Raw genomic sequence first — 20,992 nt, forward strand, 5'->3', positions numbered from 1 at the left:
AAGTGACCTTTACCTTAGTGAATGTTTTTGATTTGGACAATGTCTTATTAAGCGATTCGTTTAATGTAAGGGTACAAAATTTACGAAGCCTCGCTCATCATATCAGTGATCTCATTTATCAAAAGCTAACCGGAGTCCGAGGGGTTTTCCCCACACGAATTGCTTACGTCCTTGTGCAGCGTTCTCCAGATAAACCTTCTGTATATACTTTAGAGGTGGCAGATGCAGATGGTTTTAATCCTCAACCTCTTTTGGTTTCTCATATGCCTATTATGTCTCCCACGTGGTCTCCGGATGGAAAAAAATTGCTTATGTTTCTTTTGAAGGGCAACATGCAGCTATTTATGTGCAAAATTTATCTACTGGACAGCGGAAACGAATTAGCAACGCCCCAGGGATCAACGGAGCACCTGCTTTTTCACCAAACGGAACCCGTTTAGCGTTAGTACTTACCAAAACAGGCAATCCTAATATCTATGTTCTAAATTTGGCCACAAAACAATTGTGTGAAATCACTAATGATTGGGCTATTGACACTGAACCCGCTTGGTCGCCTGATGGAAAAATTCTTCTCTTTACTTCTAATCGTGATGGGACACCGCAAATTTATAAATACTCTTTCAACGATAATGCAATTACTCGCTTGACTTACCGAGGTGATTACAATGCGCGAGCGTCTTTTTTGCCGGATGGGAAATCGATTGTGATGATGCATCGAGAGAACGGCTTGTTTGGAATTGCGTATGAAGATTTAACAACAGGGCGATTGCAAATTTTAACCCAAAGTGGGGCAGATGAATCGCCGAGTTTGGCTCCGAATGGTAAGATGATCATTTATGCGACGGAATATGGAGGACAAGGAGTACTTGCGCAGGTTTCTATTAATGGACAAGTGAAATTGCGATTTCCCTCGAGAGAGGGAATTGTCCAAGAACCCGCGTGGTCCCCATTTTTAGGTTAATACCATAATTCGGAGTAGGAGAAGACAGAAGAAAATGGTGGGATCAACGACAGTTAGAGGAGTAAATATGCCCAAAAGATTCCAATGGACTATTTTGAGTATGGTGATACTCGGTTTGACGGCTTGTAAAAGCCACACTGCTTTTATGGATGGTGGAAGTGCAGCAACTGAGGTTGGAGACCGCGCTAAAACCTATGCGTTGGTAGGAGAATCTAGTTACCATGGTCAAGTGATGCAAGATTCGCAAGGTCGAATTATCAATCCCTTGCTTACGCCTGCTAATCAAACGTATTATTTCGATTTTGATAGTACGGCAGTGCGGGTTGTCGATCTTCAAACAATTCATATCCAGGCTAATTATTTAGCTATCCATCCGAAAGCAAAAGTTCGCCTTGAAGGTAATACTGATAACCGAGGCAGTCGAGAATACAACATCGGATTAGGTTGGCGCCGTGATCAGGCCATTGCTCGTATTTTCGAACAAGAAGGGGTAGCGCCATCACAGCTGGATATGGTCAGCTACGGAAAGGAGCATCCAGCGGTTTCGAGTAACAATGAATACGCATGGCGATTGAATCGACGAGTTAATTTGATTTATGAGGCTTATTGAGGATGAAAATAAAAATTTTGTATGTCCTAACGGGCTTAATTACCCTATTGTTAATAGAGGTCGTCGCGCTGGGTGATGCACCTGTTGTTGATATTACCCAGCAAGCTAGTGGCCAAAAGACTCCAGTGGAAATACCTACAACAGATACTGCTGAAAGCTCCAATGGGTCAGCTACTGAAATCACTCCTTCTGATCCTGTGGTTTCTTTACCTAGCAGCCGTTGACCGATAGTCAGCACATAGCTCGTCTAGAACAGCAAATGAATAACCTTATTAATATAAATCTGCCGCAGCAAATTACAGATCTACAACAGCAACTTGCTCAAGTGCGAGGTCAATTACAAGAGCAGCAGCGCGATTTACAATTGGTAAATAACCAACTGCGTAGTTTTTATAACGATCTTAACCAAAGAATAACGCAATTTAAAAATTTAAATAGTGATAGCTCAAATGATAATTCTTCTTCACAAAAAACTATCGGAAATTCGCTTTCTACTAATAATGCGAATATTCAATTACAAGACTCCACTGCTTATCAAACGGCGCTTAATTTTTTAACTAAAAATCAATATGATAAAGCTGAAGCTTCTTTTCAAAATTATTTGAATGATTATCCTAATGGAAATTATGTCGCTAATACCCATTATTGGCTCGGGGAAATCTATTTAGAACAGAAAGACAGAAAAAAAGCGGCGTTAGAGTTTCAAATAATTAAAAATAAATTCCCTAAATCAGAAAAAGTACTCGATGCTCAACTAAAGTTAGCCATTATTCATGCGGAAAATGGTCAAGTTGCTCAAGCTAAACAAGAATTAATGGAAATAAAAAAACAGCACCCCAGCTCAATGGTAGCGCAATTAGCCAGTATTCGTTTGCAGCAGTTGAAAGTGGCTAATTCACCATCAACGAACCCTTTATTGTGATGTGAACAAGCTTCGGATTGCCGAAATTTTTTATTCCTTACAGAGAGAAAAAAGAGTGTGAGAGATTACCCAGAGTTTTTATTCGGCCCTAACCCCGGGCTGCTCCGTTGTTCCTATTGTGATAGGTCCTATGCCTTTTTAGGAGGGAAATTTTTCTCTTGAAGAAGAGAATGCTTAAGGCTGCAGGCGCTTATTCAGTGTTCTATGTGACGATGACACGTTTACGGGGGGGAACCCTTGGCTCAGCCAAGTTGTTTCGCGTTATTGAAAGCATTATGTGATTTGGTTATAAAGTTTCTCTGGAAACGAGAGGGACGTTAGATATTTCTGCAGTAGATCCTCGGGTAATAAAAATTCTTGACGTTAAAACTCCTGGCTCTAATGAAACTTCTGAAACTTCCCGAAATAAATTTGAAAATTTTAATTACCTTTCCTCTGATGATCAGATTAAATTTGTTATATGCGATCGTCATGATTATGAATGGGCCAACAAGCTCGTATTCTGAAGTGTTATTTTCGCCTAGCGATGGCCAATTATAGATAATCAAACGATTAGTGGAGTGGATATTGAACGATAGTCTCTCAGTTTGCTTTCAACTGCAATTACGTAAATATATTATGGCAATATTCATGAAAGATAGCTAATTCTATTCTATTTTAAATTTAAAGATATTGATTCGTGCTGGTGGGAAATTAAGCTAAATATTTTTTTAGTTTTAATTTTTTTTAAATCGAACCTTCGATTCAAAGACACTGGAAAAAAAGCCATGAGTATATTGAATGTAATAACTTTTCGGCTTCAATAATTTTTCTTCACGAATTATTTTATTTTTTGTTTCCTCTGAAAGAATTAATAAAGGTAAACTCGAAACTATTGTGCCAATATTTTTCGATAAATCTCCCAGCAATGCGGATAAATTTTTAGCATTGCCATGGAGGATTTTAATTAAAGGAAATTTGCTTTTAAGCTTTTCTACTAAAATTTTGGAACTTTCAACGATAATGAGTCGGTGGTGGGGAATCCCACGTCGCAGCATGGCTTTAGTGATAGTGCCAGTTCCGGCCACAATCTCAAGGATGTAACCTTCGGAGAGTGGAACCATCGAAGCCACTCCGCGAGCAAGCCAGGGAGAGCTTGGTGTTACTGAACCTACTGTTCGTTGGGTTGCTGATTAAAATTCATCAGTAAATAGTTGAAATTATCGCATATCGCCCAGATTTAAGAAATAATAGTTATTTTAGTGCCGTCTCGTGACCGGGGGGTAGAGGTTTAATGATTTTGGAGAACTAACGGTTATTCTCAGACTCTGAATAAGTGTTATTAAAATCGAACTTTGGAGAGGACTTTCATGCGAATGGATAAATTTACGAGATTGTTTCAAACAGCATTAGCGGATGCCCAATCTTTAGCCGTGGGTCGAGACCAACAATTTATCGAGCCGGCCCATGTAATGAAAGTGTTGCTAGAGCAAGAACACGGCACTATTGCACCATTATTACAACAATCAGGTGTTAATTTGTTGCGGTTGATCGATGGGTTGGACAAGGCAATCGATAATTATCCTCAAGTTCAAGGTACGAGTGGAGAGGTTCATTTATCTCGGGAATTTGCACAAATTTTAACTTTAATGGATAAGTTGGCCCAACAAAACAAAGACCAATATATTTCTTCGGAATTGTTTATTCTAGCCGCGTTAGAGGCTAAAGGTCGATTGCGAGATCTTTTGATAGAAGCTGGTGCTGATAAAAAAACTATTGAAAAAAATATCAAAAACTTACGTGCTGGGGAACGTGTTACTGAACAAAATGCTGAAGCACAAAGACAAGCATTGGAAAAATATACTATTAATCTTACGGAAAAAGCTGAAATTGGAAAATTAGATCCCGTTATTGGTCGTGATGAAGAAATCCGTAGGACTATCCAAGTTTTACAGCGACGCACTAAAAATAATCCTGTGTTGATTGGAGAATCTGGTGTCGGTAAAACCGCCATTGTAGAAGGTTTAGCGCAGCGAATCGTCAATGGAGAAGTTCCAGAGGGTTTAAAAAATAAACGAATTTTAGTGTTGGATATGGGAGCGCTCATTGCAGGGGCAAAATTTCGCGGAGAATTTGAAGAACGGTTAAAAGCAGTATTGAAAGATTTAGCTAAACAGGGAAGGAGAATTATTCTATTTATTGATGAATTACATACTATGGTTAGCGCGGGTAAAGCAGAAGGAGCTATGGATGCTAGTAATATGTTAAAGCCAGCTTTAGCGCGGGGCGAGCTTCATTGCGTAGGTGCTACCACATTGGATGAGTATCGAAAATATATTGAGAAAGATGCTGCTTTAGAACGTCGTTTCCAAAAAGTACTGGTGAATGAATCTTCCACAGAGGATACTATCGCTATTTTGCGTGGCTTAAAAGAACGCTATGAAGTGCATCACGGTGTGGAGATAACAGATCCCGCCATAATTGCGGCAGCAACCTTATCACAACGTTACATTACTGATCGAAATTTACCTGATAAAGCCATTGACTTAATAGATGAAGCAGCAAGCCAAATTCGTATGGAGATGGATTCAAAGCCTGTCAAACTTGATCGGTTGGAACGCCGACTTATTCAATTGAAAATTGAGCGTGAAGCATTAAAAAAAGAGACAGACGAAGCATCCAGGAAGCGGTTAGGTGACTTGGAAAAGGAAATTAAAAACGTTGAAAAGAATATTCTGATTTAGAAGAAATATGGAAAAGTGAAAAAGCTGCTTTACACGGAACGCAACAAATCAAAGAAGAATTGGAGCAAGTGCGTATTGATTTAGAGGCAGCCGGTCGTGCAGTTGATTTGACGCGAATGTCTGAATTGCAGTATGGAATTATTCCTGAATTAGAAAAAAAATTAGCAGCTGCTTCTAAAAAAGAAGATCAATTTCGGGAGCATAAATTATTACGAAGTCGGGTAACAGAAGAAGAAGTAGCGGAAGTTGTGTCTAAATGGACCTATATTCCTGTTTCAAAAATCCTTCAAGGAGAGCGCAAAAAATTGTTGCATATGGAAGAAGTGCTTCATCAACGAGTAATTGGTCAGGATGAAGCGGTGAGTGCAGTTTCGAATGCTATCCGTCGTTCGCGTGCTGGATTATCTGATCCTAATCGACCTATCGGTTCTTTCCTATTTTTAGGTCCCACGGGTGTGGGTAAAACTGAATTATGTAAGGCACTAGCCGCTTTTCTCTTTGATACTAAAGAGGCTATGGTGCGCATTGATATGTCCGAATTTATGGAAAAACATTCCGTTGCTCGTTTGATTGGCGCTCCTCCGGGCTACGTTGGTTATGAAGAAGGAGGATACCTTACTGAGGCTGTCCGGCGTCGACCGTATTCCGTTATTTTGTTAGATGAGGTGGAGAAAGCGCATAATGATGTGTTTAATATTTTATTACAAGTTCTCGACGATGGACGATTAACCGATGGGCAGGGAAGGACAGTTGATTTTCGTAATACCGTTGTGGTAATGACTTCAAATCTCGGTTCTCAATTGATTCAGGAATTTGCTGGTGAAAGTTATGTAAAGATGAAGGAAGTTGTAATGGAGGTAGTTGCTCAGCATTTCCGCCCAGAATTTATTAACCGGATCGATGAAGCGGTTGTTTTTCATTCTTTAAAAGAAAACCAAATTCGCAATATTGCAGTGATTCAAATCGAGCGGATCAAAGCGCGTTTGAGAGAAAAAGATTATCAATTAACGATAAATAGTGAGGCTCTTGATTATTTAGCGAAACTGGGTTACGACCCAGTCTATGGTGCTCGACCTTTAAAACGAGTTTTACAAAACTATTTGGGAAACCCCCTTTCTCAAGCAATTTTAGAGGGGAAATTTGTGCCAGGCTCGACAATTAAAGTCGAGAGAAAGGATGATCAATTGACATTTGTTAAAGCATGATAATTTTAAATATTATTGCTGAGCTTTTCCTTGGTGCGGGATTGCTTGGATATATTAGATTGCTTTTTAGTGTAGTTGCTCTAATAATTCGGATACAAGTGCACAGTCGTTTGATTAAATCGGAACTTCCTATTTTAATTATTAATTATGTCCCTTATGCTCGGAATTCTATTATGGAGTGATTATCTGTCTCGTAGAAGCAGTTCTTTTAATTTTTCTGCTAATCCGTTCATCTGTATTGGATGTCGCTCACGATGCTAAAAAAAACTAAGCATTCCACTTAAAGAAATATCGCCTCAGGCAAAACTTGAGAAGGCCACCATGACTATCGTAAAAAGTGTTTTTTTGTGGCTTGGGGGTAGCGTTATTATTTGTTAGTTCTGAACTTTTAGTAGATGGTGCTGTGAATGCGGCCTAATTATTTAGGAATTAGTGAGCTTGTCATTGGCTTAACTGTTGTGACAATTTGTACTTCTCTGCCGGAATTTGCGGCTACGTTGATGAGGGCATTGAAAAAAAAGAACATGACATTGCCATTGGCCGTATCGTTGGCTCTAACCTATTTAATTCGCTAGCTGTTATGGCGATGCCAGGCTCTTATCGCGCCTGCTCCAGTTTCATCGGCGGTTTTAGGCGTGATTATCCTGTTATGATTTATGATGATTTTTACTTTAGCCATTTCGCGCTGGGGTGGAATTGGGAGAGGATTTGGTATTTTATTTTTATTAGGGTTTTATTTTTATTAGGGTATGTAGGGTATTTAGTCCTGCTTATATCCAGTATTTAATGTAGAGGACTAACCGCCCCATCAACCGTTGACTTCGAGGACGCAACGTTTGCCAACTGTCTAATGAAACCTCACGAGAATTTTTGAGGTCTTCTAAAAATTGTTGTTCTAATGTTCTTTTCGCTTCCTTGGAATTGATATGAATATCTGCTTCTAAATCGTGAATTAGACTACGGTGATTGAGATTGCTTGAACCGATAACCATCCAGTCATCGATAATTAATGATTTCGCGTGCAACATCGAAGGCAGGTACTCAAAAATTCTTACTCCCGCCTTAAGCAAACTGTAATAAAAAGTAGAAGAGGCCCATGGCATCATGGCGACATCGGATTTCCGAGGTAATAAAATACGTACGTCGATCCCAGAGCGAGCAGAGTCTTTCAATCTTTTTAATAGAAAATTATCAGGAACAAAATATGCATTGGTAATCCAAATGCGGCGCGTGCAATTAGCCATTTTACGGAGTAAATTTTTATAAAGAATGCGTCGGCGGTGGCGAGTGTAATTGAGACGAATGAGGGATCTTTTCGAATTTGACGAAAAATTTCCCGCAAACGTTCTTTAATCGTGCGATGATACCAGGCTACATTAAATGCCTTGATTAATTCTTTTAAGTCAGTTCCGGTAAGGCGTACCGAAGTATCGCGCCAACCATCGCCCCCTTCTTCTGGCGACAGATGATATTTGCTGATATTAAGACTGCCAATATAGGCAATTTCTTTATCGATAATGCAGACTTTCCGATGATTGCGAAAATTAATTTTAGAATTAAATAAATCCATTTTATGAGAGAGGGTAATTTAACTATAGAACGACTCCAATCCCACAATTGCCAAGGAAACGGATGAAAAACTTTGGTTTTTACCCCTGCTTCTTCTAGAAAACGAGCAAAGTTTGTGCTCCATAAAGGGCTACCGGCACCATCGACCATTACCCGAACTTTAACTCCACGCTTTGCAGCTTCTGCTAGCTCGAGTGCAATCCGTTTCCCGAGTGTATCGTTGTGAAATAGATAGGTCTCTAAATCAATGGAATGTTTTGCTTTTACAATATCCGATAATAAGGCGTCAAAATGCTTCTGTCCCTCTGTAAAAACAGTTTCTTGGCGGTTTTTCGTTAAGCGACCTTGCAGATACCCTTTCCTCTGGCTATTCAATCGGAATCTTCCTCACAAATGCGTAAGTTATTAGCTTTGGCAAATTTTATTATAGACTCATAAAGCTCAGGATTGGATTGTTTGAGATGAGGGTCGACGATGACACATTTGTGGCCATCTTTAAGAGAAGGCTGTAGCAGGGGGGAGTATTGAATGCGGTGTTTATGTAAGGTAGAAAGCGTGCCACTCATGCGTTCGGCCCAATCGCTGGGTCGAAAGGGTTCACCTGATTCTGTCACTCCTTCAATGATTATTCTCGGCTTCTTATTTTTCATTGTATGGTCTATTGAATGACGCACTATAATGTGTGATATATTTAGGTGGCACATATTATAGTACTTTGACAAAATCTGCCAGGGGCAACCGTGACCGAAACCAAGCAACTTCGAGTTCGTGGCATCTATCTATTGCCAAACCTGTTTACGGTAGGTGCTATGTTTACAGGATTTTGTGCCATCGTAGCTGCCATGGAAGGTCGTTATGAAGCGGCCGCTATAGCCATTTTTGTTGCTCTTATTATGGATGGTTTGGATGGCCGAATTGCTCGTCTATTGGATGCCCAGAGCGAATTTGGAGCCCAGCTTGATAGTTTATCTGACATGATTGGTTTCGGCATTTCTCCAGCCTTGGTAGTTTATAGCTGGTCTCTGGCGATTATGGGCAAGCCGGGATGGTTGGCTGCATTCATTTATGCGGCTTGTACTGCTTTGCGTTTGGCACGATTTAACGTTCAGGCAAAAAAATCGACAAAAGTTATTTTCAGGGTCTTCCCACACCACCTGCGGCGGCATTGGTAGCGAGTATCGTATGGGTATGTAGTACTTATGATGTGGCAGGGGAATGCATTGCATTGCCCATGAGCATTGTGGTTATCTTATTGGGACTTCTAAAGGTGAGTACGATTCGTTATCGTAGTTTTAAAGACGTCAATTTACGCAATCGTGTTCCTTTTGTGGTGATCTTGGGAATAGTATTGATCCTTGCATTAATTGCCTTCGATCCACCCGATATTCTGCTCATTCTTTCTTTTCTCTATGTGATTTCTGGACCTATTGAAACCTTGTGGTCTTTGCGCAGATGTCGTCAGCAAAAAAAGAAACTAAAGGCTTCTAAGCACCCTCGCCAATGAATCAAGAGGCCATTGAAAAAATTATCCGAATGAGCCTTTAAGAAGACATCGGGACAGGAGATATCACTACTCAATTAATTTTACGCAATAAACTTGCCAGGGCCACTATTATTTTGTAGGAAAATGCTATCGTTTGTGGTATCCCCTGGTTTGAGATGGTTTATCAAAAAATAGATTCTGAAGTAAAAATAAATTGGAATTTAAATGAAGGAGATTTTATTGCGAGTGGCCAGTTGCTTGCGGGATTGACAGGAAAAGTTTGCTCAATTTTAACGGGCGAAAGGATAGCGCTTAATTGGTTGAAATCGTTATCGGGTACAGCGACTCTCGTCCATCGTTATGTAGAAAAATTACAAAATACTAAAGTCCAATTACTGGATACCAGTAAGACAATACCCGGACTGCGTTATGCGCAAAAATATGCTGTTCAATCATGGGTGGATGTAAAAATCATCGTATGAGTTTATATGATGCTTATCTCATTAAGGAAAATCATATTATGAGCTGTGGCTCTAATTGTTAAGGCCATTTAAAAAGCACAAAATTATCACCCCAAAAAAATCTATAGAAGTAGAAGTTGAAAATATGGATGAATTGCGAGAAGCGCTGGAAGCAAAATCAGATGTTATTATGCTCGATAATTTTGATATTGACAGTATTTTGATATTGACAGTATAAAAAAGCTGTTACTATAAATAATCATAAAACCAAACTTGAAGTTTCTGGAAATGTAAATTTGTAAGATATTTGTAAAATTTTTAAAACAGGTATTGATTTTATTTCTGTGGGCGCTTTAACTAAAGATCTTTTCGTAGTCGATTTCTCGATCTTAATTTAGTTGTATAAATAATTTTTGTAATTATTTTCACTCAAAATTTTGTGAAAAAAATTGTTGTAATAATTAAATTTTGAAAAAACAATTCGAATATTTAATTTAAATATTTAAAATATTTGCTATTTTCAACATTAAGAAAATTAATTTATTATCAAATATTGCTATAATTTTTTATTGATGAAGAATTTTATTCATTATTTAAATTATGTAGAGGTTTCTGGAGATGTATCTGAGGCTGATACGCCCTTTTCAGATTTAGACGTTGTAGTTTCAAATTATAAAATAGCAAAAAGAAAAAAGAACGGCTTAGCCGAAAGCGAATTTAAAGACGTTGTAGAGAACGTATCAGCCATTTGTGTTTAAAATCTTTTAAAAAACCCGACATTAATTTTAGATTTATCCAAGCATGAAAATTTAAGGGAAATTGTTTTTTCTAAAGAAGTTAAGGAGATGCTTAAATATAAACATTTTATGCTGTATATTTATTTAATTATATTAATCACTCTATTGCTGATGATAGTGCCAAATCTGTGTCTCAAATAAAGGATCTTTTAGATATCATTGAAAGCTATAAAACGATAAATAGTTTTAATTTTACTAAAAATCCAAGTGTAAGGAGGGAAATCCGTTAAACAAGTGATATTTGGACTGGGGTCGTTCAATAAACAAATTCCGGATGGGGACGCCCAGTTTTTTTAGAGGAAACTTGGTTGTCTTTCTTGGCTTTGTTAACCTTAATATTATTTTATTCTAAGAAAAGTGACTTACTTAATAAATCTTTCGATCTATTGGCTTATTTTTGTGAAAAAATCCTTGACAAAGAATCTACAAAAGAATCCTAATTGGAGGTGGTCTTCAGGAAAGACTACAGAGGTAATTTTTAGCCTATTAGAAAATATTATAGCTGAAGTGAGTAAATTCTATAAAAAAATTAATGAAAAATTTAAAGCCAAACAAGCATCTGCAAGCCGCTCTTCAGCTCTCCCAGAATAAAACTGAGCCACTTCTGGCTCAAACAAAAAAACCTCAGATACAATCGATGACGGCTGAAGTCCTTTCTAATGAGGAGACCGTAACTCCTCAACGGATTCGACTTGGGAAGCTCTCTATAACTTATATTTAAACTCCAAAAACTAGGGCAGCCAAAACCAGAGGCTCCTTCCAGCTCCTCGCCTTTGAATGAGAAACCTTCTCAGCCAACATCAAAACCGCAATCAACACCAGCTAATGTTGGTAAAGAGGCAGCTCGCGAAGTTCCCAACGCGAATTTTCCATCGACTCAATTGGAGCAATCAGCCAGCCAGCACAGCCACTGGTGGCACCCGTTAAGAAACCAATTGGTGGCGTGTTACTTTTCTCGGGTTATTCAGAGATCTCTACTTCATGCATTCAGATAGAGCATCAAGTCAGTCGACGGGGAGCTCTCTCTATCCTCAAAATCAATTTATGATGATTCATAGTTTGTCTTTTGATGCCAGCCAAAAGAATCGCATTCTGGAGAGCTTACTTCTTTTTTAAAAAAACTAAAAAGCAAGGGAATTATGAGATTTCGAAATTTTATTAACAACAATTTTAATTTAAATGAATTACACGCCAAATGGCTAGAATTAATTCGTTTAAAAGAAGAGAGCAGAAAGGATAAAAATAAAAAAGCCCTTGATAATATTTTAAAAAGTTTTAAATTAGCAATAGAATCTTTGCTTGATAGTAGACAGTTGCGACAGTTGCCATGTATATTTAGGGAAGTGTTTAAGCAAGAATATGATTATGGGGGAAGGCCTGATATAAAAGGAATTGATAGGTTGGTCTCTAATTTGTTTTCTACTGTGCATGTTCACCAATTGAAAGAGGAATTTGATGAAAATGTTCTGATGATTAGATAAAACCTTATCCAAATGGAGAAGAGTCTACAAATGGCGAAGACGGTTTTTCAAGAAGGGGTGCGCAATAGGAAATTGGATTTTTTGAGTTCTCTAAAAAGAGAAAAATTATGGCCAGATCTATCTGCCTTATTATGCTAAGGTTATCAAAAGAAACCTAGTTTGAGCTTCTGAGAAGAGGTGAACTAACTAACAAAAGTGGATCTATTTCCAATTTTTTGCAAACCTCATCGAGTATTTTTTTACTTCCAGTATGAATGTGAGGTAAAAAATCGGCATCTTCCACTGAGTTAAACCAGGTATTTGGATTTTTTAATAAAAGTTCATTGGCTTTTTGCGTATAGAATATACTACATTTAGGAATGGCGCGAGTCATTTACATAGTGAGGATGTGAGGATATCTGTGGTAAGAGGGGATTAAAATTCCGCCCTCGTCCATATGAATAACATTTAAATCCTCTTCTTCCATATCCGTGAGATATGGTTAGTGCATCAAAAGACGAATATTCGGTATTTATGCCGACGAGAAAAGCCACCGCGCCATCACCAAAAAAACTTCTATGATTGTTAATGTATCCCTTATTTGCTCAGCTTAGGTTTCGTCGGGCTTTATTTCTCGAAGACTACTGTAATGCTTTTTCTTAAAAGCGGGAACAAAACCCGTATGGCTTTCCGCTGCTAACAGCAAGATATATTTATTAGGAAAGGTTTTCAGATAATGTTGGACTACTTGAATCCCTTTTAAAAGGACGGAACAGCCCTGATCTTTCATATTGATGACATTGATATGAGGGAGAAGAAGCGGCAAGAGTTTTAAGAGCGTTTTGTAACCAAAGAAAGGTAAACGCCAATTTAGCTGTGTTGGTCATAGTAATCAATAAACAAATTTTCGAAGGATCGATATTACTAGAAGCCAGACATTTTTCTTATAGCTCGACTACCTATCTAGTTCTGAAGTGTTCGATGTTAATTTTTGCTCTGCTTCTCCTGTGAGGTTCTTTGATATAGCGAAAAGGAAGCGTTTCTTTTTTTAGAACAAAAGCGTGAGCTTATGCTAAGTGGCGTCCCCAAGGGGATTCGAACCCCTGTTACCGCCGTGAAAGGGCGATGTCCTAGGCCTCTAGACGATGGGGACTGGTTCGCTAAAAGCGATATAGAATTTTTGTCCCTTTTCACAAAGGGTTTTTTTCTGCGGACTTTTTTTTAGTATTTTCCTTTGTATTTTCCTAGTACTCCAAGTCGGGAGCAGAACTTGTTCTACAAAAGCGCGAAGAGAGAATTAAATTGAAGCTAAGCGGGATCGAACCGCATGACCTCTTGTATGCCATGTAAATACTGTCTCAGCTGAGCTACAGCGCTGCCAGGAATGGGCATTTTACGGACTCTTCTAGACTCTGTCAATATCTGTTTCGGGGAGAAGGTGGGTTCTAAAAAATAGAAAAGATTGTTCTAACAATCCTGCGGAAAGCTTTCATAATAGCAGTGAGCGTTACAGGGATTTATATTCTACTACTACCAGTATAGAATCTACTGCTACCAGTATAGAATTAGCTCCCTATTAACATCAGGAGCTTTGATGGAATTATTTTGTGTTCGCCATGGCCATGCTGAACAGCTGCTGAATCCTGCCGGTAAACGGCCGCTTACTCAAGAAGGAACCGACGAAGTAAGTAAGGTGGCTGCTTACTTGAAACATCGAGGAGTGCACGTCGTGCATCTTATGCATAGCGGGAAGTTACGAGCACAACAAAGTGCAGAAATTCTAGCCACGGCAGTGGCTGAAGGCCAGGCTATAGAAGTTTGTCCGTTATTAGGATCCGATCATCCTACAGTGCCCTTAATCAATCTCATTCAAGAATGGCATGATGACACAATGTTAGTGGGTCATATGCCTTTCATATCTCAGTTAGTTAGTGCTCTTATTTTAGGAAAAGATAGCTACAATATTCTTCGCTTCCCTCCGGGAACAGTTGTCTGTTTAGAGCGAATTGAAAATCATCGCTGGATACTTAATTGGGTAGTGCGCCCCGATTTGCTGCCCGATAGAGGAGATTAATTTTTGTTTCAGCTATACAGTTCTCTCCCTATTTTTTTAGTTTGCTCTTGACTATTTATTCAAGTGGACAAGTGGAATTCTCTGCCTTTGGCTCTCTGCTATTTATTTCTGGTTAAAAGTAGCGATTACACTTTTATCTCTAATTCATTTTATTTTTCAATCAGAAAACACTTTTCGTTGAATTTACTTACAGCTATTTCCACATTCGATCTCTCGAATCGTTATTAGCAGTTGACTTAAAGTCGGGGAAGATATATGTAACAGAATTGACGCATATTATTATGAGATATTTTATTTTTCTCAATTTTAGAAGGGTTATCACACATTGTGTTCACTATTTTTATTTCCTGATTCCGTTCCTGGATCCTCCTATGCCTACTTGGGTATGTTACTCGCTCTAAATCAGAGGGATATAAAATAGTATTTTTAGTGGAAAGATCGGTTTGCGGATAATCTTTATTACAATCTAAACCACGGCTCTCTTTACGCAAAAGCACACTTTTGATTATCAGGTTAGCAACGGTAGTAATATTCCGTAATTCAATGAATGATTTAGTGAGTGATTTTGAGAGGATGTCAGTTTGTTGCTTAATTTGTTGTAATTGCTTTTGCACATCATTGAACTCTGCATTGGTATGAATAATTCCTACATGATCCCACATGATTTTTCGCACGCGTTGGATAAGAAAATTTAAGGAGGTGCGTTCATCTGGTATTGCTGCAGAAGCAGAAACAAAAGGCAGAGGTTAATTTTCTCTAGCTTCCGGTTTTGTCCTGTTGCGTGAATAATGTAATGAATGGAGGACTTTTTTAATCGCTTGGGCACTTATTAGCTGCAAATACTACGTATTCTAATAAGGAGTTACTAGCCATACGATTAGCTCCATGTAGTCCTCGTAAAGGCAACTTCGCCGATGGCATCGGGTCTTTCGTCATATCTAAATCGAATTTGAGACACATGGAATAAATGGTGTGGGGGGGAGGCCTTTTTAATAAAATCGGCAGGATTGGGCTTATATCTAAACTATAGACACAATCCAGTTGGTTTTTCTGCAATATCACGGGAAGCCATTTCCGTCCGGCTTGTCATTAGCGGGCATAAAGCGATTACGATTCGGAAGCAATAAATAACCTCCTTCTCCCCGGACGACTTCAGAAATTAAATAATAATTGCCTAAAAGATGGTAAAAGACAAGTGGGATAGAATTGATTAAATTTTAAATTCGCTACGTGACATCCTGCTCGCCAAGCCATTGCTATTCCATCACCACTGGTGTAATTAGGATTACTGGTATCTAGATAGACAAAACTAGCGCCGCCGTTAGCAAGAACCATATAATGGGTGGTAAAAAGGTTAACCACAAATGTTTTTGGGCTTTATAAAACTAAGGCCCCTCTGCAGCTTTTCTTTTCAATAAGCAGATCTACCCCATATGATACGCCATATGACTAGTGAAACAATCGATATTGGGATAATTGATCACTTGTTCGGCTAGCGTTTTTACCACTACTGCTCCAGTCTTATCAGAAGCGCGGAAAATTTGGCGACGACTATGCCTCCTTCTTGAATTAGGTAATAACCTTTTTTTAGGATCGCTGGTAAATTGTACCCCTTGTTTAACCATTCGACTGCTGATTTAGCTTGAGATAAAGTAGGTAGCTCGGAGAACAGCAGGTTCGCATAAGCCACCTCCCGCATTTAGGGTATCTTGCACATGCAATTCAACACTATCCTCTGCTTCCTATAACCGCGGCAATCCTGCCTTGCGTATGAGGGGAAGAGCTAGCTGTAAGTACCTCTTCTTTACTAAGTGCCTCTTTACTAAGAAGGGCCACTTGGTCTTTATTGGCCAGGTTCAACGCCAGCGCTAAGCTTCCAGCTCCGCTGCCAATGATCAACACCTCATATGTAAGTCATAATTTACTAGCTTCATAAATTTTTCAGTATAGAGGACTATATCACGGCTTCTTATTTAAGGAATAGAGCTCACTTAAGCATTCAAATGAGCATGGAAACTTTGAATCATGTCAATGGAGGTATAAATTGATATCAATAATAAATTGATATCAATTTATAATATATATTATTTCCGTTCGAATGATAGAAATCGTCATGATGACGATATTTATTCATATTGTGGTTTATTGATAGTTTACTAATTTGGATAGGCTTTTATCGTTTGGCTATTATCTTATTTCATAATTATGCTGATATTTGGCGTTGTCTTATTTTAACTTCACATTACAAGTCCCTTACCCATTGAACTTTAAGGAGGAATTTCCTATGGCGCTATCTACTGTTATTAAAAAGTGTCTTTTTGTCACTTTAAATAGTTTGAAAATTTTAGGGATATCTTTGATACTTGCCACAGCGCTAGTTTTTCAGTTTTTTCCATGAGGTTCCTTGTTCTCTCTGTTTTTTGCAGCGAGTAGGCTTGCTTTATTAGCATCTGCGTGTGGGTTTGTTATTCAACTTCTGATTTCGCTTTCATCCCGCTCAATTGGCATCGGTTGAAGCTTTATTTACTTTATTTACTGCCTTTGTCTCTTTGCGTCAGGTGGCCTCCATGTAGTCCACAGGATCGGGCACTATGCCACTCCCTTATTAGGCCTTCATTTTTACACATAGTCTTTCATTTTATTGATAGGAATTAGTATTTATACTATCGTCCTTCTTAGTTTTGGAGGGCAATACGAAGGGAGTTATCTCAAAACTCGGTTCTGGAAATGGATCTGCCATAGCTTATTTGCATTACTAACGGCCGTTATACCTAAATTAATGCTGTAAACACATTTTTAGAATGTGGACTTAAGATTTGTTCCGAAAATCCTGCCATTTATTTGGAACTATAATTTTCGTGATGGGCTGTCACAACCGAAGCTACACAGGCTGTTAATTTCTTCCCCATAGGGATGTCCAGAAACTCATTAGGTCCATGTGCGTTAGATTTAGGCCCCAGAAGACCTGTAATCATAAATTGGGCGTTTGGGAACATTTTGCCTAACATGCCCATAAAGGGAATGGTTCCCCCTTCGCTAAAATAAGCAGCTGGATTGCCGAAGAATTGGTGAGAGGCAGTTTGATTAGCAACACCAAGCCAATCGCTTAAGGGAGGAGCCATCCAACCACTTGAAGCGGCCTCAGGAGAAAAGGATATCTTTGCATTGTAAGGAGGGTCTCTTTCTAGGACATTCTTTAATACAGCTGAGGCTTTTTTGGCGTCAATGATTGGAGGAAGTCGCATAGAGAGAATTACTTTTAAATAAGGTATGGTAACATTTCCTGCATTGGCAACGTGAGGTAAACCGTCGAGTCCCGTCACGCTGAGTTGAGGACGCCAAGTTCCATTTAATAATAATTCCGTAACATCAAGGGTCACTGGCTCCACGCCCGGTAAAAATGGCAGTTTGCCTTGAATAGTCCCATTTCCCAGCATCTGGGCGGCTTTTTTTATCTGCTCTTTATATTGATTGGGTATGGGAACTTTTAATTCTTCCAAAATCACTCTTCCGGTAGTGCTGTCTTCAATTCGATCTAGAAGTTGGCGCAGGATAGAAAAAGGCGAAGGGACGATACCACTTCCAGCTCCTGAATGAATACCATTTTCCAATACTTCAATTTTTAATTCACCTCCTACGAGTCCTCGGAGTGAAGTGGTGCACCACAGCTGATCATAATTGATGCAACTGCTATCTAAGCAAATCACTAGAGTAGGATTTCCAATGCGGTTGTTTAAATACTCAAGATAAGCAGACAGATCAATACTGCCGCTTTCTTCGGATCCTTCGATGATCACGACACATCGTGCATGGGGAATTTGATAACGTTGTAAGGTAGCAATGACCGTAAGTGAGGCAAATACTGCGTATCCATCATCGGCGCCTCCGCGGCCATATAATCTATTTCCTTTCAACACGGGTTTCCAAGGTCCAAGGTCTTCATCCCACCCTGCCATTTCAGGTTGCTTATCCATATGACCATAAAGCAATACGGTTTCATCTAAGGTGCCAGGAATTTCAATAAACAATAAAGGGGTTCGTCCTGGCAACTCTACTACTTCTAGTTGCATCCCCTGAATAGATTGTTGCTGACACCAATCCACTAGAAGTGTCATAGCTTTATCCATATAGCCATTTTCTTTCCAGTTAGCATCGTAATAAACTGATTTATTAGGAATTTTAATATATTCTATTAATTGAGGGATGATGCTGTTATCCCAAGTATCGGAAATAGTTTGATAGATTTCGTGGGCGTAATTTTCGAAGCGATTATTGCTCATCTGAGTTCCTAGCTAATAGGGTGAACATAATAAAGGAAAGAATACGATAACTGCAAGGTTAGAGGGGGGGGTCCCGTTCTAGAAGAACGATTAGCCACATTATTAAGATAGACGAGTAAACGTAGAAGCTGCTCTGTTAAGAGCAAGACAACAAAAGAGAGTCGAATCCAAGTGGGATCAATATTAAAATAATGAGCTACCCCCCCGCATACGCCTGCGATAATTCGGTCGGTTCTGGAGCGATAGAGTTGTTTTTTAGGTACTGTGGATTGTTGCCCATATCAGAATAATAGCAGATTAAAATTTTTTATTCTTAACACTAATTGCTTTAAATCCCACGTCTTGAGAAATTTATAGGCTCTTGCTAACTTACTAATTTGGCGCCGATTTGAGCCTCAGCCTGTAGGCCCTTCAATAAATATAGCTAAAGTAGGAGCATACCCTAAAAAAAGCCTCGCACTTCCTTACTTTAGCTCACTTTAATAGTTAGAGTGGCATGATTGAATTACGGAATGACAAAAACGTATAATGAGTGAGCCAACACAAGTGCCTTTCTCTGCATTGAAGGATGTCAATTTTAGTCAATTTTACATGTAGGGGTTGCCGAGATTGTATGCGTTAATTGGAAAAAGTGGTGCAGATAAAAGCAACTTAATTTGCTGCCTTTAATTTATTGGAACGGTCTGAAAAGGGTTCTATTATATTGTGGATGGCGAAAATCTCACTTTATTTTCGGAGAAAGCATTGCGGCGGATGCGTCATCAAATAGATATGATTTTTTTAGCATTTTAATCTGTTAAATACTCGAACGATATTCAAAACGTAGCATTTCCACTACTACAACTCATCGGAAAAAGTAAAACCGAATAAAAAAGTGGTTCTTCCTTTGTTGGAATTAAGATGAAATGACTTCGGTGCCCAATCCTGAAACCACACATTCTATTTTGGAACTTATTAAACAAGTTAATCGCGAATCGAAGTTGTTGATACTTCTAATCACACATGAAATGGAAATTATTAAAACTGTTGCTCAACGAGTGGCTGTATTAGACCCAAGGAAGAATTGTAGAAGAAAGCGATATTGTAACTTTGATATTGTAACTTTATTTAAGTGACCGAAAACTGAAATCGCGAAAAAAATTCACTCATTCTTTAATTAAAATCAAACTTCCTGAAATTTACATACCCGGGTACAGAAAGAGCCCATTCTAGAGGGGTATGCTTTGCTACGAATCAACTAAATATCCTTCAAGCTAATTTAGAATTTTTTTGGGGCAATTCTATTGGAATGATGTTAATTTCTGTACGAAATAATGAAGAAATATTTTCACAGGGCATTGCTTACCTCAAAAATAAAGGTTTAGAAGTTGAGATTTTTGGTTATGTCAGTGCAGATAATTGGCGCTATTCTTAATGCCATTTGGCAAACGATTGAGATGGTAATTATACCTTCTTTAACTTTTTTAAATCGTTTTTTTTGTTGGCAGTAATTAACGCTATATATTCGGTTCCTTTCATTATTTTTATGATAGCGATTATTCATTTTACGCGATTTCTTGTAGGCACTTATATATTGATTGGCACGACAGCGGCTATTGTCCCATTAAGGCTTATGTGCCATTCTTTTTTTTGCTCGACTGACAGAAACGGTTTTACAAGAAGTCCCTATATGGCTTAGTTGAAGCCAGCCAATCTATGGGTGCTTCGCCGTTACAAATTATTTTGAAGTCTAGTTTCTAGAAGCACTGCCCACTTTAATTTTAATTCGGGGACACATTAACGGCAGTGACCGTAGTGGGTTATTCTGAAATGGCAGGTGCTATTGGTGGATGAGGATTAGGAGATTTAACAATCCGTTATGGATATGAACGATTTGATATTCGTGTAATGATAGTAAGCATCTTAGTGTTTAATTATTTTAATGCAATTTTTGCAATATCTCGGAGATGCTATTGCACGAAGACTTTCACATTATAAATAATTAAGAATTAAGAATTAAGAATTAAGGGTAAAAAATGTTAAAAAATGACTATTATCTTGATAACGACTCTCATTATTTTGGGAGTCGCAGGGTACCACCAAAAAGAAGCGAAAGATACGATTCGCGTAGGAACTATTTCGGGTCCCGAAACTGAGTTGATGGAAACAGGCAAAGAAGTGGCATTAAAGAAGTATGGTTTGCACGTCATTATTGTTAAATTTTCCGACTATAATATTCTCAAATGAAGCGCTGACATATGAAAGTTTAGATGCCAATATGTTCCAACATATTTCCTAATTTAAAAGTACAAGTCCAGGTTCAGGGTTATAAAATCCAATTGGAAAAACCTTCGTGTATCCCATGTGATTATATTCCAATAAAATCAAAGACTTATCTCAGATAAAACCCGTGACAAGGTCACAATTTCCAAGGATCCGAGCAACGAAGCTCGAGCGTCCTTCCAACC

20 protein-coding genes, 1 tRNA gene and 5 pseudogenes are annotated in these 20,992 nt (G+C 38.6%); 16 read left to right on the forward strand and 10 right to left on the reverse strand.

Annotation, left to right across the window (positions count from 1 at the left end):
• The 4 genes and pseudogenes from tolB to ybgF all read left to right on the forward strand — a co-directional run.
• A pseudogene (gene tolB / locus B1F79_RS02845) lies at window positions 1-961 on the forward strand (Tol-Pal system beta propeller repeat protein TolB); the annotation flags it as partial.
• Window positions 962-1,028: 67 nt separating this feature from the next.
• Window positions 1,029-1,571: an OmpA family protein gene (locus B1F79_RS02850; RefSeq protein ID WP_251365917.1), complete on the forward strand. Its 543-nt coding sequence runs from the start codon at window positions 1,029-1,031 to the stop codon at window positions 1,569-1,571.
• Window positions 1,572-1,573: 2 nt separating this feature from the next.
• Window positions 1,574-1,795, forward strand: coding sequence for a hypothetical protein (locus B1F79_RS02855; RefSeq protein ID WP_251365918.1), 222 nt, complete (start codon window positions 1,574-1,576; stop codon window positions 1,793-1,795).
• A 35-nt stretch (window positions 1,796-1,830) separates the two neighbouring features.
• The gene (gene ybgF / locus B1F79_RS02860; protein WP_251365919.1) at window positions 1,831-2,493 is read left to right on the forward strand and encodes a tol-pal system protein YbgF; all 663 of its coding nucleotides are present in this window, start codon (window positions 1,831-1,833) and stop codon (window positions 2,491-2,493) included.
• 716 nt (window positions 2,494-3,209) lie between these two features.
• Here ybgF and B1F79_RS02865 read toward each other — a convergent pair.
• Window positions 3,210-3,596 (reverse strand): class I SAM-dependent methyltransferase, encoded by a 387-nt coding sequence (locus B1F79_RS02865; RefSeq protein WP_251365920.1) that lies wholly within the window; start codon window positions 3,594-3,596, stop codon window positions 3,210-3,212.
• Between the two features lie 246 nt (window positions 3,597-3,842).
• Here B1F79_RS02865 and clpB point away from each other — a divergent pair.
• Together clpB and B1F79_RS02875 are read left to right on the forward strand one after the other, a co-directional pair.
• Window positions 3,843-6,421, forward strand: a pseudogene (gene clpB, locus B1F79_RS02870) (ATP-dependent chaperone ClpB).
• Between the two features lie 407 nt (window positions 6,422-6,828).
• Window positions 6,829-6,996 carry a calcium:cation antiporter family protein gene (locus tag B1F79_RS02875; protein ID WP_251365921.1) on the forward strand — a complete coding sequence of 56 codons (168 nt, stop codon included), beginning with the start codon at window positions 6,829-6,831 and terminating at the stop codon, window positions 6,994-6,996.
• A gap of 195 nt (window positions 6,997-7,191) precedes the next feature.
• Here the strand turns inward: B1F79_RS02875 and B1F79_RS02880 are convergent.
• Together B1F79_RS02880 and B1F79_RS02885 are read right to left on the reverse strand one after the other, a co-directional pair.
• Window positions 7,192-8,365 (reverse strand): annotated as a pseudogene (locus B1F79_RS02880) (phospholipase D-like domain-containing protein).
• The gene (locus tag B1F79_RS02885; RefSeq protein ID WP_251365922.1) at window positions 8,362-8,640 is read right to left on the reverse strand and encodes a DUF3579 domain-containing protein; all 279 of its coding nucleotides are present in this window, start codon (window positions 8,638-8,640) and stop codon (window positions 8,362-8,364) included. Before B1F79_RS02885 ends, B1F79_RS02880 begins: the two are co-directional and overlap by 4 nt.
• A 90-nt stretch (window positions 8,641-8,730) precedes the next feature.
• Here B1F79_RS02885 and pssA point away from each other — a divergent pair.
• The 6 genes and pseudogenes from pssA (at window position 8,731) to B1F79_RS02915 (ending at window position 12,212) form a co-directional block, all read left to right on the forward strand.
• Window positions 8,731-9,494, forward strand: a pseudogene (pssA, locus tag B1F79_RS02890) (CDP-diacylglycerol--serine O-phosphatidyltransferase).
• A 155-nt stretch (window positions 9,495-9,649) separates the two neighbouring features.
• Entirely contained in the window at window positions 9,650-9,955 is a 306-nt protein-coding gene (locus B1F79_RS02895) for a beta/alpha barrel domain-containing protein (protein ID WP_251365923.1), read from the forward strand.
• Window positions 9,952-10,017, forward strand: coding sequence for a hypothetical protein (locus tag B1F79_RS02900; RefSeq protein WP_244897232.1), 66 nt, complete (start codon window positions 9,952-9,954; stop codon window positions 10,015-10,017). Before B1F79_RS02895 ends, B1F79_RS02900 begins: the two co-directional genes overlap by 4 nt.
• A gap of 62 nt (window positions 10,018-10,079) precedes the next feature.
• A complete protein-coding gene (locus B1F79_RS02905) occupies window positions 10,080-10,172 on the forward strand; it encodes a hypothetical protein (protein ID WP_251365924.1) in 93 nt (30 codons plus the stop codon).
• 331 nt (window positions 10,173-10,503) lie between these two features.
• Window positions 10,504-10,692, forward strand: a complete 189-nt coding sequence (locus B1F79_RS02910; protein ID WP_251365925.1) for a hypothetical protein — start codon at window positions 10,504-10,506, stop codon at window positions 10,690-10,692.
• A gap of 1,178 nt (window positions 10,693-11,870) precedes the next feature.
• On the forward strand, window positions 11,871-12,212 hold the full coding sequence (locus B1F79_RS02915) for a hypothetical protein (RefSeq protein WP_251365926.1): 342 nt from the start codon (window positions 11,871-11,873) through the stop codon (window positions 12,210-12,212).
• A 589-nt stretch (window positions 12,213-12,801) separates the two neighbouring features.
• On the opposite strand, the gene B1F79_RS02920 is transcribed toward B1F79_RS02915, so the two are convergent.
• Together B1F79_RS02920 and B1F79_RS02925 are read right to left on the reverse strand one after the other, a co-directional pair.
• Window positions 12,802-13,017 carry a hypothetical protein gene (locus tag B1F79_RS02920; protein WP_251365927.1) on the reverse strand — a complete coding sequence of 72 codons (216 nt, stop codon included), beginning with the start codon at window positions 13,015-13,017 and terminating at the stop codon, window positions 12,802-12,804.
• Window positions 13,018-13,268: 251 nt separating this feature from the next.
• Window positions 13,269-13,344 (reverse strand) — tRNA-Glu (locus B1F79_RS02925).
• Window positions 13,345-13,785: 441 nt separating this feature from the next.
• On the opposite strand from B1F79_RS02925, the gene sixA reads away from it, so the two are divergent.
• Entirely contained in the window at window positions 13,786-14,265 is a 480-nt protein-coding gene (gene sixA / locus B1F79_RS02930) for a phosphohistidine phosphatase SixA (protein WP_251365928.1), read from the forward strand.
• A 236-nt stretch (window positions 14,266-14,501) separates the two neighbouring features.
• Here the strand turns inward: sixA and B1F79_RS02935 are convergent, their stop codons facing one another.
• The 5 genes and pseudogenes from B1F79_RS02935 to B1F79_RS02955 all read right to left on the reverse strand — a co-directional run.
• Window positions 14,502-14,939 carry a hypothetical protein gene (locus B1F79_RS02935; protein ID WP_251365929.1) on the reverse strand — a complete coding sequence of 146 codons (438 nt, stop codon included), beginning with the start codon at window positions 14,937-14,939 and terminating at the stop codon, window positions 14,502-14,504.
• A gap of 478 nt (window positions 14,940-15,417) precedes the next feature.
• Window positions 15,418-15,627: an FAD-binding protein gene (locus B1F79_RS02940; RefSeq protein WP_251365930.1), complete on the reverse strand. Its 210-nt coding sequence runs from the start codon at window positions 15,625-15,627 to the stop codon at window positions 15,418-15,420.
• 62 nt (window positions 15,628-15,689) lie between these two features.
• Entirely contained in the window at window positions 15,690-15,890 is a 201-nt protein-coding gene (locus tag B1F79_RS02945; protein WP_251365931.1) for a hypothetical protein, read from the reverse strand.
• Between the two features lie 1,212 nt (window positions 15,891-17,102).
• Window positions 17,103-18,545, reverse strand: a complete 1,443-nt coding sequence (locus tag B1F79_RS02950) for a M20 family metallopeptidase (RefSeq protein ID WP_251365932.1) — start codon at window positions 18,543-18,545, stop codon at window positions 17,103-17,105.
• 8 nt (window positions 18,546-18,553) lie between these two features.
• Window positions 18,554-18,787 (reverse strand): annotated as a pseudogene (locus tag B1F79_RS02955) (PspC domain-containing protein); the annotation flags it as partial.
• Window positions 18,788-19,450: 663 nt separating this feature from the next.
• Between B1F79_RS02955 and B1F79_RS02960 the strand changes: the two are divergent.
• The 3 genes from B1F79_RS02960 (at window position 19,451) to B1F79_RS02970 (ending at window position 20,771) form a co-directional block, all read left to right on the forward strand.
• Entirely contained in the window at window positions 19,451-19,660 is a 210-nt protein-coding gene (locus tag B1F79_RS02960) for a hypothetical protein (RefSeq protein WP_251365933.1), read from the forward strand.
• 173 nt (window positions 19,661-19,833) lie between these two features.
• Window positions 19,834-19,959 (forward strand): hypothetical protein, encoded by a 126-nt coding sequence (locus tag B1F79_RS02965; protein ID WP_251365934.1) that lies wholly within the window; start codon window positions 19,834-19,836, stop codon window positions 19,957-19,959.
• A 611-nt stretch (window positions 19,960-20,570) separates the two neighbouring features.
• Window positions 20,571-20,771 (forward strand): MetQ/NlpA family ABC transporter substrate-binding protein, encoded by a 201-nt coding sequence (locus B1F79_RS02970; RefSeq protein ID WP_251365935.1) that lies wholly within the window; start codon window positions 20,571-20,573, stop codon window positions 20,769-20,771.
• Window positions 20,772-20,992 lie beyond the last annotated feature (221 nt).

The sequence above is a fragment of the Coxiella-like endosymbiont of Rhipicephalus sanguineus genome (assembly GCF_018687865.1).

What these genes read in the sequence shown, in the direction of transcription:
- B1F79_RS02950 (WP_251365932.1), bottom strand. Translation starts at nt 18,545, where the DNA reads ATGAGCAATAATCGCTTCGAAAATTACGCCCACGAAATCTATCAAACT.
- B1F79_RS02905 (WP_251365924.1), top strand. Translation starts at nt 10,080, where the DNA reads ATGGATGAATTGCGAGAAGCGCTGGAAGCAAAATCAGATGTTATTATG.
- B1F79_RS02875 (WP_251365921.1), top strand. Translation starts at nt 6,829, where the DNA reads ATGCGGCCTAATTATTTAGGAATTAGTGAGCTTGTCATTGGCTTAACT.
- B1F79_RS02960 (WP_251365933.1), top strand. Translation starts at nt 19,451, where the DNA reads ATGACTTCGGTGCCCAATCCTGAAACCACACATTCTATTTTGGAACTT.
- B1F79_RS02885 (WP_251365922.1), bottom strand. Translation starts at nt 8,640, where the DNA reads ATGAAAAATAAGAAGCCGAGAATAATCATTGAAGGAGTGACAGAATCA.
- B1F79_RS02945 (WP_251365931.1), bottom strand. Translation starts at nt 15,890, where the DNA reads ATGGTTAAACAAGGGGTACAATTTACCAGCGATCCTAAAAAAAGGTTA.
- B1F79_RS02865 (WP_251365920.1), bottom strand. Translation starts at nt 3,596, where the DNA reads ATGGTTCCACTCTCCGAAGGTTACATCCTTGAGATTGTGGCCGGAACT.
- ybgF (WP_251365919.1), top strand. Translation starts at nt 1,831, where the DNA reads ATGAATAACCTTATTAATATAAATCTGCCGCAGCAAATTACAGATCTA.
- B1F79_RS02915 (WP_251365926.1), top strand. Translation starts at nt 11,871, where the DNA reads ATGAGATTTCGAAATTTTATTAACAACAATTTTAATTTAAATGAATTA.
- B1F79_RS02970 (WP_251365935.1), top strand. Translation starts at nt 20,571, where the DNA reads ATGACTATTATCTTGATAACGACTCTCATTATTTTGGGAGTCGCAGGG.
- B1F79_RS02965 (WP_251365934.1), top strand. Translation starts at nt 19,834, where the DNA reads ATGATGTTAATTTCTGTACGAAATAATGAAGAAATATTTTCACAGGGC.
- B1F79_RS02855 (WP_251365918.1), top strand. Translation starts at nt 1,574, where the DNA reads ATGAAAATAAAAATTTTGTATGTCCTAACGGGCTTAATTACCCTATTG.
- B1F79_RS02850 (WP_251365917.1), top strand. Translation starts at nt 1,029, where the DNA reads ATGCCCAAAAGATTCCAATGGACTATTTTGAGTATGGTGATACTCGGT.
- sixA (WP_251365928.1), top strand. Translation starts at nt 13,786, where the DNA reads ATGGAATTATTTTGTGTTCGCCATGGCCATGCTGAACAGCTGCTGAAT.
- B1F79_RS02895 (WP_251365923.1), top strand. Translation starts at nt 9,650, where the DNA reads ATGGTTTATCAAAAAATAGATTCTGAAGTAAAAATAAATTGGAATTTA.